Annotated in this window: 11 protein-coding genes; 6 read left to right on the plus strand and 5 right to left on the minus strand. The window is 74.0% G+C overall.

Going from position 1 to position 14,321, the window contains the following annotated elements; all coding sequences use genetic code 11:
- Positions 1–36 precede the first annotated feature (36 nt).
- Positions 37–1,773, plus strand: a complete 1,737-nt coding sequence (locus ACFWB8_RS10005) for a serine/threonine-protein kinase (RefSeq protein ID WP_385224094.1) — start codon at positions 37–39, stop codon at positions 1,771–1,773.
- A gap of 3 nt (positions 1,774–1,776) precedes the next feature.
- On the opposite strand, the gene ACFWB8_RS10010 is transcribed toward ACFWB8_RS10005, so the two are convergent.
- The gene (locus tag ACFWB8_RS10010; RefSeq protein WP_385224202.1) at positions 1,777–2,577 is read right to left on the minus strand and encodes an SGNH/GDSL hydrolase family protein; all 801 of its coding nucleotides are present in this window, start codon (positions 2,575–2,577) and stop codon (positions 1,777–1,779) included.
- 206 nt (positions 2,578–2,783) lie between these two features.
- Here ACFWB8_RS10010 and ACFWB8_RS10015 point away from each other — a divergent pair, with 206 nt between their 5' ends.
- On the plus strand, positions 2,784–3,884 hold the full coding sequence (locus ACFWB8_RS10015; RefSeq protein WP_385224096.1) for a DUF5925 domain-containing protein: 1,101 nt from the start codon (positions 2,784–2,786) through the stop codon (positions 3,882–3,884).
- A gap of 44 nt (positions 3,885–3,928) precedes the next feature.
- Here the strand turns inward: ACFWB8_RS10015 and ACFWB8_RS10020 are convergent, their stop codons facing one another.
- Positions 3,929–4,315 carry a GntR family transcriptional regulator gene (locus ACFWB8_RS10020; RefSeq protein ID WP_385224098.1) on the minus strand — a complete coding sequence of 129 codons (387 nt, stop codon included), beginning with the start codon at positions 4,313–4,315 and terminating at the stop codon, positions 3,929–3,931.
- Between the two features lie 71 nt (positions 4,316–4,386).
- On the opposite strand from ACFWB8_RS10020, the gene ACFWB8_RS10025 reads away from it, so the two are divergent.
- From ACFWB8_RS10025 to ACFWB8_RS10035, 3 genes are all read left to right on the plus strand, one after another.
- A complete protein-coding gene (locus ACFWB8_RS10025; protein ID WP_385224100.1) occupies positions 4,387–5,334 on the plus strand; it encodes a GNAT family N-acetyltransferase in 948 nt (315 codons plus the stop codon).
- Positions 5,331–5,813 carry a DUF402 domain-containing protein gene (locus tag ACFWB8_RS10030; protein WP_385224102.1) on the plus strand — a complete coding sequence of 161 codons (483 nt, stop codon included), beginning with the start codon at positions 5,331–5,333 and terminating at the stop codon, positions 5,811–5,813. Before ACFWB8_RS10025 ends, ACFWB8_RS10030 begins: the two co-directional genes overlap by 4 nt.
- Before the next feature lie 214 nt (positions 5,814–6,027).
- Positions 6,028–7,065 (plus strand): lytic polysaccharide monooxygenase, encoded by a 1,038-nt coding sequence (locus tag ACFWB8_RS10035; protein WP_385224104.1) that lies wholly within the window; start codon positions 6,028–6,030, stop codon positions 7,063–7,065.
- A gap of 39 nt (positions 7,066–7,104) precedes the next feature.
- Here the strand turns inward: ACFWB8_RS10035 and ACFWB8_RS10040 are convergent, their stop codons facing one another.
- The 3 genes from ACFWB8_RS10040 to ACFWB8_RS10050 all read right to left on the minus strand — a co-directional run bounded on the left by ACFWB8_RS10040 (position 7,105) and on the right by ACFWB8_RS10050 (position 12,727).
- On the minus strand, positions 7,105–7,965 hold the full coding sequence (locus ACFWB8_RS10040) for an esterase/lipase family protein (protein ID WP_385224106.1): 861 nt from the start codon (positions 7,963–7,965) through the stop codon (positions 7,105–7,107).
- A 209-nt stretch (positions 7,966–8,174) separates the two neighbouring features.
- The gene (locus tag ACFWB8_RS10045; protein ID WP_385224108.1) at positions 8,175–9,185 is read right to left on the minus strand and encodes a hypothetical protein; all 1,011 of its coding nucleotides are present in this window, start codon (positions 9,183–9,185) and stop codon (positions 8,175–8,177) included.
- A complete protein-coding gene (locus ACFWB8_RS10050; RefSeq protein ID WP_385224110.1) occupies positions 9,182–12,727 on the minus strand; it encodes a DNA polymerase III subunit alpha in 3,546 nt (1,181 codons plus the stop codon). The genes ACFWB8_RS10045 and ACFWB8_RS10050 overlap by 4 nt, the downstream gene beginning before the upstream one ends.
- A 181-nt stretch (positions 12,728–12,908) precedes the next feature.
- Here ACFWB8_RS10050 and ACFWB8_RS10055 point away from each other — a divergent pair, with 181 nt between their 5' ends.
- The gene (locus ACFWB8_RS10055) at positions 12,909–14,057 is read left to right on the plus strand and encodes a DUF3533 domain-containing protein (protein ID WP_385224112.1); all 1,149 of its coding nucleotides are present in this window, start codon (positions 12,909–12,911) and stop codon (positions 14,055–14,057) included.
- Positions 14,058–14,321 lie beyond the last annotated feature (264 nt).

The raw sequence follows: 14,321 nt of genomic DNA on the forward strand, positions 1-14,321 counted from the left end.
TGGAGTGATCAACCAGTAACGCATTGGGGGGCTCCCGTGAATGAGGCTCGCTCGGATGGGGAGACGGACGGCGAGCGGGTCATCGCCGGCCGGTACCGCCTGCTGGGCCCGCTCGGCCGGGGCGGCATGGGCATCGTGTGGCGGGCCCGGGACGAACTGCTCGGCCGCGAGGTGGCGGTCAAGGAGGTACGGGCGCCGGCCGGGCTGGACGAGGCCGACGTGAGCCGGATGTACCGGCGGCTCGAGCGGGAGGCCTGGGCCGCGGCCCGGGTCTCGCACCGCGGGGTCGTCACCGTCTACGACGTGGCGACCGAGGGCGGCCGGCCCTGGATCGTGATGGAGCTGGTGCGCGGGCTCACCCTGGCGGACGTGCTGGAGGCCGAGGGGCCGCTCACCCCGCAGCGGGCCGCGCACATCGGCGAGCAGGTGCTGGCCGCGCTGCGCTCCGCGCACGAGGCGGGGGTGCTGCACCGGGACGTGAAGCCCGGCAACGTGCTGATCGCCAATGACGGCCGGGTGGTGCTGAGCGACTTCGGGATCGCGAGCCTGGAGGGTTCCTCCTCCATCACGATGACGGGCGAGGTGATCGGCTCCCCCGAATTCCTGGCGCCGGAGCGGGCACTCGGCCGCGAGCCGGGTCCCGAGTCGGACCTGTGGGCGCTCGGGGTGATGCTCTACGCGGCCGTCGAGGGGGTCTCGCCCTTCCGCCACGACACCCCGCTGTCCACGCTGCGGGCGGTGGTGGACGAGGAGTTCCCGCCGCCGCGGCGGGCCGGCGCGCTGGAGCCCGTACTGGCGGGGCTGCTGCGCAAGGACCCCGCCGAGCGGCTGCCCGCGGCCGAGGCGGCCCGGATGCTGCGGATCATCGGCGCGGGCGGGACCGTTCGGGCCTCCGGCGGGCCGGTGTCGGGGCCGGACTCGCCGACCGCCATCGTGCCCCACCGGCACGACGAGCAGGGCGGACCCGGTGCGTACGGCGCGCACGGCGGGCCCGGCGGGCCGACCCCGCCGATGCCGATGCCGATGCCCGGACCCGCGGCGGCCCGGGGGCCCGCCCCGGAGCCGGCCCGGAAGGGACGGGCCGGGCTGGTCCTGACGGCCGGGATCTTCGTACTCGCGCTGGCCCTGGTCGCGCTGGCCTGGCTGGCGCTGAAGGACCGCGAGGGCTCGGGCGGGGACGGCGGCGACAGCCCGACGGACGCTCCGACCGCCTCGCAGTCGGCCTCCCCCTCCACCTCCCCTTCGGAGAGCCCGTCGCCCTCCCCGAGCCCCTCCGCCTCCCCGTCGGCCACCCCCGCGCCGCACGTCACCGTGTCCGCGGTGACGGCCGTACGGGACACCTACAGCGGCAGCTGCCCCCCGCCGGCCGACCGGGCGCCCGCCTTCAGCGCCACCGTCGAGGTGGACGGGACGCCCGCCGTGCTGGAGTACCGCTGGGCCACGCGCAGCGGGGTGACCACGGGGCCGGGCTGGCAGTCCGTCACGTACGAGGCGGGCGGGCCCTCGAGCAGGAAGCTGGAGCACACGGAGCTGACGTACTTCGCGAGCGCGACCTTCGAGGACGCGGTCAGGCTGGAGGTCCGGGCGCCGGAGGAAAGCACCTCGGACTGGGTGGAGTTCTCCGTGACGTGCGAGGAAGAGGCCCCGGCGGACGGGGCCTCCTCCCCTGGAACACCCGGAACGCCCGGAACGCCCGGCGCGTCCGGTCCGCCCGCGTCACCGGGCCCGACGAAGTCGGGTCAGGCCGCCGAAGGCGGGGCACTGGACGAGTGAGCGTCAGGCCGCGTTGGTGAAGGCGGGCAGGTAGCCGCCGGAGTGTCCGGCGGCGGTGGGGTGGTAGGACTCGCCGATGTTGAGCCAGTTGAGACTGTGCAGCCACGCGTCGCCGGAGCAGATCTCGTGGCCGGTGAAGGCGCCGACCAGCGAGGCGAAGGCGAAGCCGTGGTTGGCGGCGCGTTTGGCGACGGCGGCGTTCAGGTAGTCGGAACCGCCGTTGATGGCGGTGCGCTCGCCCTCGGTGAGGCCGGTGACGCAGGACCCGTTGAGCTTGTAGAAGCGGGGATAGCCGAGGACGACCACGCGGGCGTTCGGCGCCTTGGCGTGGATGGCGTCGTAGACCTGGTCGAGCTGGCCGGGGAGGGTGGAGTCGACGTACGCCTTGGCCTGGTTGACGCGGCTGACGCAGGTGGACTCCGACTGGAGCACACAGGTCGTCATGACGTCGGCGAAGCCCGCGTCGTTGCCGCCGATGGTGATGCTGACCAGGTCGGTGCCGGAGTTCAGCGGGCCGAGCTGGCCGGCGAGCACATCACCCGTACGGGCGCCCGAGCAGGCGGTGAAGGAGAAGGTCTGGGGGGAATGGGCGGCGGCCCACAGGGCCGGGTAGGCACGGGTGGTGCGTTTGCAGTCGCCGCTCCCGCTGTCGTAGTTGCCGGCGCCGACGCCGGAGGAGTACGAGTCGCCGAGGGCGACGTAGCCGAAGTCCGCCGAGGCGGCGGCCTGGCCGGCGCCGAACAGGGCGGCGCCCGCGGCGAGTAACAGCGAGGAGGTCAAGGCTGCGAAGCGCGACATTCTCATGCTCATGTGTGCGGCTCCTTGTGGGGGTTACTCCTGAGTCCGTGGTACTGGGAGACGGGAGCCGCAGGAAGCGTCCATGCCAAGAATGTTCGGGGTGGAGTTGCGGTCCGAATCTTCACGTCCGATGCGTTTGAAGAGGGAACTTGGGCACCCGATCCGGCGAAACACGGGTGCATGAGGACACTTCGTGCCGGATCATGGGCGCCATGCCAGCCAACCCGCATGACGCGCTGCCGATCCGGCTCAACGTCGACGACAGCGACTCGCCGTCCGACGTCGTCGATGCGCTGTTCCTCGGCCGGTTCGCGTCCGGCGAGCAGCCGTACTCGCACAGCGTGTCGATCGAGCGGGTGAAGGCCGACGCGAGCCTGCTGCCGCCCGAGGCCACCGTGCTGCGCTCGGCGCGCGACACCGACCGCAGCGCGACGCTCGCGGAGGGCGACGGCTGGACCATGCTCGTCTCCCGCTGGAGCCGGGGCGCGGACGTGACGGTGACCGCGGTCAGCGACGAACTCGCCGCCGGGGTGCTCGGCAAGGCCACGGAGGGGGTGCAGGACGAGCCCGCACCGCAGCCGGAGAACGTCACGATGGGCTTCTGGTACGTCTCCCCGCGCCGCGGCCCGTACCGTACGACGCGTCAGATCGCGGCCGGTACGTGGGCGGAGGTGCGGCCCAACTACACGGCGCCGGTGGCGGGGGCCATGGACCGGCTGATGAAGGTCACCCCCGACGACATCGCGGGCCGGCTGCTGCTGCTGCACGGTCCGCCGGGCACCGGGAAGACCTCGGCCCTGCGGACGCTGGCCCGCTCATGGCGGGACTGGTGCCAGGTGGACTGCGTCCTGGACCCGGAGCGGCTGTTCAACGACGTCGGCTACCTGATGGACATCGCGATCGGCGAGGACGAGGGCACGGCGAAGGGCCGCTGGCGGCTGCTGCTGCTGGAGGACTGCGACGAGCTGATCCGCGGCGAGGCCCGGCACACCGCCGGGCAGGCGCTGTCCCGGCTGCTCAACCTGACGGACGGCCTGCTGGGCCAGGGGCGCAACGTCCTGGTCGGGGTCACCACCAACGAGGACCTGGAGCGCCTGCACCCCGCGGTCGTGCGGCCGGGCCGCTGCCTGGCCCGCATCGAGGTCGGCCGGCTGACGCACCGCGAGGCGGTGGACTGGCTGGGCACGGACGAGGGCGTCCCCCGCGAGGGCGCCACCCTGGCCGAACTCTTCGCCCTCCGCCGAGGCGCCACGGGCCCGACGGCCCTCCTCCCGGCCCAGGGGCACGACGCCGACGCGGGTCTTTACCTGTAGCGGCACTGCGGGCTGCGTCCCAGGGGGCCGCGCCGCGGGCGGACTTACTGGCCGTACCGCGCCCGGAGGGCGTCGGCGGCGGCCGCCGTGGCCTCCTCCAGGGTCAGGCCCAGCCGGTGGACCCGGTCCGCGTACGCCTGGCCGGCCGCCGCGGCCTCGCGGGAGGCCCCTTCCCCCGCCGCCGCGACGAACGTGCCATGGCGGCCCCGCGTCTCGATGACCCCGTCGGCCTCCAGCGCCCGGTACGCCTTGGCGACCGTGTTCGCCGCCAGCCCGAGCTCCTCCGCCAGCCCCCGCACCGTGGGCAGCTTGAACCCCGTCGGCAGCTTCCCCGACCGCGCACGGTCCGCGATCTGCGCGCGCAGCTGCTCGTACGGGGCGGCGGCGCCGGCCGCGCCGTCAATCCGGATCTTCAGGTTCGTCGAGGTCACGCGGCTGATTCTCCCCCATCACCCCCGAAATCCGCAGGCATCCGTCCCGCACCGCCCGTACGGTCCGGGGCATGACCGTATCGATCCGCGACCTGCGCCCGGGCGACGCCTCCGACACGGAGGCCGTCGTACGGGTGCTCCGCGCGGCCCTGCCCTTCATGATCACCACCGCCCGCGGGGTCGCCTTCCAGCTGGACTCCGCCCACCCCGACAAGCGCTACCGCCTGCTCCTCGCCGAGAACGGGGACGGCCTCGCCATCGGCACCGCCCAGGCCGGCATCGCCTACGACAGCCCCGAGCCCGGCCAGGGCTTCGTCAACGCCTACGTCGACCCCGCGCACCGCGGCCTCGGCGCCGGGACCGGCCTGCTGCGCGCGGCCGAGGAACACCTCGTCGCCGAGGGCGCGTCGGACTCGTACGCCTGGGTCCTCGACGAGCCCGCCCACCGCGCCTTCGCCGAGCGGCGCGGCTACCGGGTCGGCCGCTCCGCGCACTTCCTGCGCCTGGACCTGACCTCGGCCGCGCTGCCCGCGCTCCCGGACCCGCTGCCCGCCGGGGTGGAGCTGCGCCCCGGCTCGGCCTTCGCCGCCGACCCGCGGCCGCTCTTCGAGGCCGACGCCGAGACCACGCTCGACGAACCGGGGGACGTGCAGGCCGAGTTCGACGACTACGAGGACTGGGTGCGGCACACCTGGAACAACCCGAACCTCGACAAGGACCTCAGCACCGTTGTCCTCGTGGACGGTTCGGTCGCCGCCTTCACGGCCGCGCAGAGCGACGGCGCCACCCGCTACGGCTCGGGGATGACCGGCACCCTGCGGGCCTTCCGCGGCCGGGGCCTGGCTAAGCTCGCCAAGACCGATTCCCTGCGCCGGGCCCGCGCGGCCGGCTACACGGAGGCGTTCACCGGCAACGACACCGGGAACGCGCCGATGCTCGCCGTCAACCAATGGTTCGGGTACGAGATCTGCGCGACCGAGACGCGCTACGCGAAGAAGCTGGAGACCACGAGAACATGACCGAACAGCTCACCGTCGCCCTGGTCAAGGCCGGCCGTACCAAGATCCGCTACCCCGCGGACCTGGTCGCCGACACCGGCAGCCGGATCTCCGTGCGCGCCCCCTGGGCGGCAGAAGGCGTACGGGACTTCGGCTTCGTGCGCTTCGAGCCGGGTGATGTGTTCACCGAGCACTTCTGGCGCGACCGCTGGTACGCGGTCAAGGAGGTGCGCACCGGCGAGGGCGTCCTCAAGGGCTGGTACTGCGACGTCACCCGCCCGGCCGTGGTGGAGGACGGCGTGATCGTGGTCGAGGACCTGGACCTCGACCTGTGGGTCTCGGCCGACGGCACGTCCGTGCTGCGGCTGGACGAGGACGAGTTCGCCGAGAGCGGCCTCGCCGAGACCGACCCCGAGGCGGCGGCCGAGGCCGTACGGGCCCTCGACGCCCTGGACGCGCAGGCTCGGACGGCGGCGGGGCTGAACGCACTGCTGGCCTAGCCGACAGCGCTTCCTGTGGGCACGCTTAGTGGTTCCTTAAGCGGATCCTAAGGATCACCTTCCGGGCCCCGGAGCCGGGGAAACCCGGGGTGCGGGCGGTTAGTTTGGCTGGGCCAGGGAGGGCCGGAGGCGGCGCCGCGACCCCGTAGGGGGCGGCGCCGCACAGCCCGGGTCTCCCGGCGCACCCCTGCCTTGCGCCCGAAGGAGATCCACCATGCCCGCACGCCGCACCGCCACCCGTATCGCGTCCGTCGCGCTGGCCCCCCTCGCGGTGGCCGCGTACGCCGCGGCGCCCGCGGCGGCCCACGGTTCGATGACGGACCCGGTCAGCCGGGTGGCGGCGTGCTACGCGGAGGGGCCGGAGGCCCCGAAGTCGGCGGCCTGCAAGGCGGCGGTGGCGGCGAGCGGGACGCAGGCGTTCTACGACTGGAACGCGGTGAACATCGCCAACGCGGCCGGCCAGAGCAAGTCCCTGATCCCGGACGGGCAGTTGTGCTCGGCCGCCAACCCCAAGTACAAGGGCCTGGACCTGGCCCGCGCCGACTGGCCGGCGAGCCCGATGGCGGCGGGCGCGCACACCTTCCGCTACAAGGGGACCGCCCCGCACAAGGGCTCCTTCGAGCTGTACGTGACGAAGGACGGGTACGACCCGTCGAAGCCGCTGAAGTGGTCGGACCTGGAGCCCGCGCCGTTCGTGAAGGTCACCGACCCGGGCATGCAGAACGGCGACTACGTCTTCTCCGGCACGGTCCCGAACAAGTCGGGCCGCCACCTGATCTACAGCGTCTGGCAGCGCTCGGACAGCCCCGAGGCCTTCTACACCTGCTCGGACGTGGTGTTCGGCAAGGACAACGGCGGCAGCGGGGGCGGTTCCACCGCCACGCCGAGCACGAAGCCCGGCTCGAAGCCGAGCACCCAGCCGTCGCGGCAGCCCTCGCAGCAGCCCTCGCAGCAGCCCTCCGCGGAGCCTTCGGACGAGAGCGGCCCCCAGGCCCCGACCGACGAGCAGATCGCCGACGGCGCGGACAAGTCCACGGTGGAGCACAACGGCCACGGCGACAACGACCCCAAGACGAACGCCGAGACCGCCGAGTCGCCGGTCCCCGCACAGGGCACCCACCTCGCGGAGACGGGCGCCAGCAGCACCACCCCGGCGATCGCGATCGCCGGGGCGGGCATCCTGGCCGTCGGTGCGGCCGTGCTGTTCGGCCTGGCCCGGCGCCGTGCGACGCCGGGCCGCCGCGGCCGCTAGTCCAGGGCGGGGTTCACGCCGGACGGACCGTCTGCCGCGTCAGTCGAAGACCGACGCGCAGGTGGTCCGTCCGGCGTGCGCCGGGTCGAGGGCGTTGGCCGCCTCGTGCCAGGCGATCCGGTCGGTGAGGCCGATGGCCACGTGCTCCGAAAGGTCAAGGAGGCACATGTCCTGGAGCACCACGTTGCGTACGTCCGGCCCGTCGAGGAACGCGCTGCGGTAGGGGGTGACCACCTCGTCGTACTTGGTCGCGATCACGGTGTACTTGACGCCGGGAACGGTGTCCCCGCCCGCGTTCAGCTTGTTCTGGAAAGCCGACCCGGCGATCTGGTCGGCGAGTCCGGGTGTCGCGGCGCTGATCAGGTCCTCGGCTCCGGGGAAGTACGGGAGCAGTTGGGCGAGCCCGTTCAGGTCCGTGCCGTGGTTGTCGGGGGCGAGCCCGATCAGCGCGTTGACCTTGGCGGCGCCGCCGAGGAACTTCAGGTAGTAGCGCGGCATCATGCCGCCCTGGGAGTGGCCGATGAGGTCGGTCTCGGCGGCGCCGGTGGAGGCGAGCACCTTGTCGACGAAGACGGAGAGCTGTCCGGCGGACTTGTCGATGGGACCGAGCCCGTTGAAGAGGGGTACGCCGGGCAGTTGACCGTAGTCGAGCGAGTAGACGCAGTACCCGCGGTGGACGAGGTACGGCGCGAGGCCCAGCCAGTTGTCGATGGAGTTGCCGAAGGTGCCGTGTACGAGTACGACGGGCCGGGGGTGGGCGGCGGACGGCTTGCAGGACCAGTTGTTCCAGCCGCTGCTCGGTGCGGACGCGGCCTGCGCGGCGGCGGTGGGGGCGACGAGCGCGGCGGCGGTGAGGGTGAGGACGGCCAGCAGGCGGAGCAGGCGTCTCCAGGGCAGCATCGTGTGATCTCCTTGCGGCTCAAGGGGAATGCGTGGGGGTGAGTGGGGATGATGTGGGGGCTCGTCCCGTGATCCGGATCACAAGGGGGGCTGCTGTCGCCAAATTACGGGCGGGTAGCAAAACAAGGAAGTTACGCGTCAGTAAAAGATGCGTGTCGCAAGCCGCGCTCCAGCGCCGCGCCAGTGCTGCGGCAGACCTCCGCCGGGTGCTACGCCGATGCGGCGAACGTCGCCGCGGGACGGACCGTGCCCGCACCGAAGCGGGCGTTCGCGCGGTCGATGGCCGCCTCCACCGTCAGCCGGGCCTCGCGGACCGGGTCCAGGGAGATCTGCCGGGCCGCCTTCTCCGCGCCCGTGAGGTCCTCGGCGCGCAGCACCATCCCGGTCAGCCGGGCCCGTTGCAGGCCGGCCGCGTCCAGCAGCCGGTACGCGAGGGCCCGCAGGTCCTCGTCGTGCGCGGAGGGCTCGGCGAGCCGCCGGGACTTCTCCCAGCGGGTGCCGCCGGCGAACTGCAGGGTCAGCGACAGGGACCGGGCGGCCTGGCGGCGGCCGCGCAGCAGCGCCCCCAGCCGTACGGCGAGGCCGAGCAGTTCGGCGCGCGCGAGGGGGCCGTCCAGTTCGTGCCGGGCGAAGCCGGTCCGGACCGCGGCCGACGGCGGCAGGCCCTGCGGGGTGACGGGGCGCGGGTCGATGCCGCGGGCGCGCTCCGCGGCGGGCCGGCCCGCCCGCCGGCCAAGGACCCGCTCGACGACCCCGGGCGGTACGGCGGCCAGCGCGCCGACCGTGTGCAGTCCGTACCCGCGCAGCACCGCCGCCTGTTGGGAGCCGATGCCGTACAGCGCCTCCACCGGCAGCGGCCCCAGGAAGCCGGACACCGCCCCGTCGGGCACGCTCAGCACTCCGCCGGGGCCGGGGACCCGCGCGGAGGCCATCGAGGCCACCGCCCAGGTGCCGGCCACCCCGATCCGTACGTCCGTGCCCAGCCGGGCGACCGCGCGCAGCCGTACGACCTCGGCGATCCGGCCCGCGTCCGCGCCGAAGTACCGCTGGGCGCCGCGGACCTGGACCAGTGCCGAGCGGGGCGGCAGTGCCTGGACCAGCGGGGAGAACTCCCGCAGCAGCTCCAGGACCTCCCGGTACCCCTCCTCCGGCAGGGCCGCGGCGCACCGGAGGTGCAGGACCGCGCTCCCGCGGACCGCGCTGCGCGAGGTGCCGGTCATCCCGCGCTCCCCGGGCTGGAGTGCCACAGCTTGCGGCCGGTCAGGGCGCCCTCGCCGGGCGGCCGGAGGTCGGCCCAGGGGTTCATCTCGTAGCCGGTGGGCAGGTGGATGCGGCGCCCGGAGTCCGTGGAGGACGCTGCCCCGGGCTCCGTCGTCACCGGCTGCGAGAGGTGGGCGGTGACGGCTTCCAGGCCGCGCTGCCCGCGCAGTTCGATCAGCTCCGACAGGTTCCAGGCCGCCGCTCCGACGACGCTCAGGCTCTGCGGGCCGCGCCGCTGCACGACTCCCCGTACGAGCAGCAGGAAGGAGTGGAAGACGGTGTGCGCGCAGGCGTCGTGGCTGTCGTCGAAGAAGGCCAGGTCGACCAGGCCGCTGCCGTCGTCCAGGGTCGTGAAGATGACCCGCCTGCCGGATCTGATCGGCGGGGTCTGGGTGGCCGCCTTGGCCCCGGCGACCAGGACGGTCCGGCCGTGCTCGACCTCCCGCAGCCGGTGCGCCGGGACCACGCCCAGCTCGGCCAGGAAGGCCTGGTGGTCGCCCATCAGGTGCCGCGAGGCATCCATGCCGAGGACGCCCAGTTCGGCACTGAGCCGCTCGGCCTCGTTCAGGTCGGGCAGGCCGATGGCGGCGGTGGACAGGCCGCCGTCCAGCGGGAGCTGGGAGCTGCCGCGGGCGGCGTGCGCCCGCGAGGCGCCGTGCAGTTCCGTCAAGTGCAGGAGCAGGTCGCGGCGGTTGGCCCCGAAGGAGTCCAACGCGCCGACCTGCGCGAGGCGTTCGGCGACCGGCCGGCCCGGATGCGCCCGGTCCCAGAAGTCGCGCAGCGAGGCGTACGGCTGCCCGTCCTCGATCCGGGCCGCCTCCGCCTCGCCGATGCCGTGGACGTCGGACAGCGCGAGCCGCAGCCCCCAGCCCTTACCGGACACCAGTTCGATACGGTGGGCGACCGCCGACCGGTTCACGTCCAGCGGCAGCACGGGCACGCCCCGGCGCCGCGCGTCCGCCAGCAGCAGCCGCTTCGGGTACATGCCCGGATCGTGCGTGAGCAGCCCGGCGTAGAACGCCGCCGGGTGGTGGGCCTTGAGCCAGGCCGACTGGTACGTGGGCACCGCGAAGGCCACCGCGTGCGCCTTGCAGAAGCCGTACGAGCCGAAGGCCTCGACGATCTCCCAGGTACGGGCGATCACTTCGGCCGGGTAACCGCGCCCGGCGGCCGTCGCCGCGAACCAGACCTTGATCCGCCCCTGCGACTGCGGATCCGAGAGCCCGCGCCGCACCCGGTCCGCCTCGTCCCGGCCGCAGCCGGTCATGGTGTGCACGATCTCGATGATCTGCTCGTGGAAGACCACCACCCCGTACGTCTCGCGCAGCGCGTCGGCCAGGTCCGGGTGCGGGAAGCGGACCGGGGCCCGCCCGTGCCGGGCTTCGATGAACGGCCGCACCATGTCGGCGGCCACCGGCCCCGGCCTGAACAGCGAGATGTCCACGACCAGGTCGTGGAAGGTGGCCGGCTGGAGCCGGCCCACCAGGTCGCGCTGGCCCGGCGACTCGATCTGGAAGCAGCCCAGCGTCTCGGCGGAGCGGATCAGCTCGTACGTCGCCTCGTCGCCCGGCGGCACCTGCGCCGGGTCGTCCAGGTCCAGCTCCTCCCCCGTCGTCCGCCGCAGTTCGGCGACCGCGTGCGCCATCGCGGACTGCATCCGTACGCCCAGCACGTCGAGCTTGAGCAGCCCGAGCTCCTCCACGTCGTCCTTGTCGAACTGGGACATCGGCAGCCCCTCGCCGCTGGTGGGCACCACCGGGGTGCGGGCGAGCAGCGAGGCGTCGGAGAGCAGGACCCCGCACGGGTGCATGGCGATCCCGCGCGGCAGCGCGTCCAGCGCCTCGACGAGCTCCCACAGCCTCCCGTACGACTCCCCGCGCACGTCACGCAGTTCGGGCAGTTCCTCCAGCGCGGCGCGGGCGTCGCGGGCCCGGATGTGCGGGAAGGCCTTGGCGAGCCGGTCGACGGCGGCCGGTTCCATGGACAGGGCGGCGCCCACGTCGCGGATGGCGTGCCGGACCCGGTAGGTCTCGGGCATGGAGACGGTGGCGACGCGCTCGGTGCCGAACCGGTCGATGATCCGCCGGTAGACCTCCAGCCGGCGGGCGGACTCCACGTCGATGTCGATGTCGGGCAGGACGTGGCGGCGCTTGGAGAGGAAGCGCTCCATCAGCAGGCCGTGCGCGACGGGGTCGGCGTGCGCGATGCCGAGCAGGTGGTTGACGAGGGATCCGGCGCCGGATCCGCGGGCGGCCACCCGGATGCCCATCTCCCTTACGTCATGCACCACTTGAGCGACCGTCAGGAAGTAGGAGGCGTACCCGTGGTAGGCGATGATGTCGAGCTCGTGGTGCATCCGCTCCCAGTACTCGGGGCTGTCGGGGCCGTTGGCGTATCCGCGCAGCACCATGCCCGCGGAGGCCCGGGAGGCGAGGACCCGCTGGGCGGTGCGGTGGGCGGCGCCGACGAGCCGGGCCTCGGGGAAGTGCACGGAGCCGATGCCGAGGTCGTCCTCGGGGTCCACCGCGCAGGCCTCCGCGGTACGCCGGGTCTCCGCGAGCAGCCGGCGCGCGTCGGCGGGGCGCTGGCCGGCCGCCCGGGCGATCCGGTCGGCGGCCTCGGCCATGGCGTCGGGGGGCTTGAGCCAGCGCTCGCCGCCGTCCAGCGGTTTGCGGGGGTCGACGGGAATCAGCCGCCGGGCCGCGTCGAGGACGTCGGCGACCGGGCCCTGGCCGGGGTCGGCGTAGCGGACGGCGTTGGTCAGTACGGCCGGGATGCCGTGCTCGGCGGCGAAGCCGACCGTACGGGCGGCCAGCCGCAGGGAGCCGGGCCCGGTGCCGGCGCGGCCGTGGTGGACGGCCTCCAGGCGCAGCGCGTCGCCGTAGACCTCCCGCCAGGGCGCGAGCAGCCGGGCCGCCCGGTCGGGCCGTCCGGCGGCGAGTGCCCGGCCGACCTCGGAGTCGGGGCCGAGCAACACGAACACGCCGCTCACGCCGTGGGGGCCGAGGGTGTCGCGCAGGGCGCTCCAGGGGAGGACCGGCGGCCCCGCGGCGCCGGCCGCCGCGTGCGAGGCGTGCGCGGCGGTGACGAGCCGGCACAGCTCGGCCCATCCGGCGGCGCCGTCCCGGGCCAGGAAGACCGCGCGCGGGGCGGACTCGTCGACGAAGGCCCCGCCCTTGACGGGGTTGCGGCGGCGGTAAGAGGCCTCACCGGCGGGGCCCGGACCCCCGGATCCGGCCTGACCCGCGGATCCCCCCGGACCCGCGGATCCGCCCGGGCGCGCCGCGGCCGACACGGCCAGGTCGACCCCGAACAGCGGCCGGATCCCGGCCTCCGTGCACGCTTTCGCGAACCGCACCGCGCCCGCGAGGGTGTCGCGGTCGGTCAGGGCGAGGGCGTCCATGCCCCGCTCGGCGGCACGCTCCGCCAGCCGCCCGGGATGGGAGGCTCCGTAGCGCATGGAGAACCCCGAAACGGTGTGCAGATGCGTAAAACCGGGCACCCGCGGCCTCCTGCTTTCACTCGGCGAACATCACCCCCGTCTCCACCATAGAGCAATTCGAATATTCGTGCGAAACGTTTGTTCGATACCCCACCGGGGTCGATCCCCGCACCCGGACACGTGTCATCCATTCGGCCCGCCCCTGCTGCGCGCCACCTCCGGCACGCCGAGCGTGTGAGACATGAACCAGCCCACCCAGAGCCCCGAGCCAGCTCCGCCCGGCGGCTTCCTCGCCGAGATCAAGGACGCCGTGACCACCCGGGCAGCCGTGCTGGTCCTGGGTGTGCTGGCCCTCCAGCTCGCCTTCATCACCTCGTACATCGGGGCCTTCCACCATCCGAAGCCCAGCGAGATCCCGATCGCGGTGGCCGCTCCCCTCGCGCCGGTCGCCGAGCGGTCGGCCGACCAGCTCGACACCCTGCCCGGCAAGCCCCTCGACCCCCACGCGGTCAAGGACGAGGCCGCGGCGCTGCGGCAGATCGAGAACCGGGACGTGGACGGCGCACTGATCATCGACCCGGGCGGCAAGACCGACAGGCTGCTGGTCGCGAGCGGCGCCGGGGCCGCGCTCTCCCAGGCCCTCACCGAGGTCGTCGGCCTCGCCGAGAAGGCCCAGGGCCGCACCGTCCTGGTCACCGACGTGGCCCCGGCCGCCGCCGGCGACGGGCGCGGCCTGAGCTCCTTCTACCTGGTCATCGGCTGGTGCGTGGGCGGCTACCTCTGTGCCGCGATCCTCGCGATCAGCGCCGGCGCCCGGCCCGCCAACATCCACCGCGCCGTCATCCGGCTCGGCGCCCTGCTGCTGTACTCCATCGCCGCGGGGCTGCTCGGCGCCGTGATCGCGGGCCCGGTCCTGGACGCCCTGCCCGGCTCCATTCCGGCCCTGTGGGGGCTCGGCACCCTGGTCGTCTTCGCGGTCGGGGCGATCACCCTGGCCTTCCAGGGCGTGGCCGGCGTGGTCGGCATCGGCCTGGCGATCCTGCTGGTCGTGGTCTTCGGCAACCCGAGCGCCGGCGGCGCCTACCCGTACCCGCTGCTGCCGCCGTTCTGGAGGACCATCGGCCCCGCCCTGCCCCCGGGCGCCGGTACGTACGCCGCGCGCTCCATCACGTACTTCAAGGGCAACGGCGCGGGCGGCCCCATGCTGGTGCTGGCCGCCTGGGCGGTGGCGGGCTCGGCGGTCACGCTGGCCTGCGCGGTGTTCCGCAAGGGCCGGTCCGGGGCGGCGGTGGGCAGCGGGCTGCCCGACGACTCGCCCGCGGTCCCCCGCTTCGCCGACACCGAAGGCGGCGAAGGCAGCGGAGGCGGCGAGGGAGCGGGCGCCCGGTGAACACCCCCCGTCTTGCGCAACCCACCCCGCTCGCCGTCGAGAACCACCGCTCCCTGCGCAGCCCCGCGACGGGGGGACCCCCGGACGGAGTCCGGGGGGGGACGATCCGGTCCTGGCGGTTCCACGAGCACGGCCGCACCGATGCCGAGACGCCCGCCCGGACCCCGCGGACCGGCGCCCGTACGCCTTCCCGGACAGCAGGGTGAAGTCGCGCGCCGCGAGGGCCCGCTGGGCGAACCCCGCTGGTACCGGCCCCATCGCCGG

It is taken from the genome of Streptomyces sp. NPDC060031 (assembly GCF_042736805.1).
GTDB lineage: Bacteria > Actinomycetota > Actinomycetes > Streptomycetales > Streptomycetaceae > Streptomyces.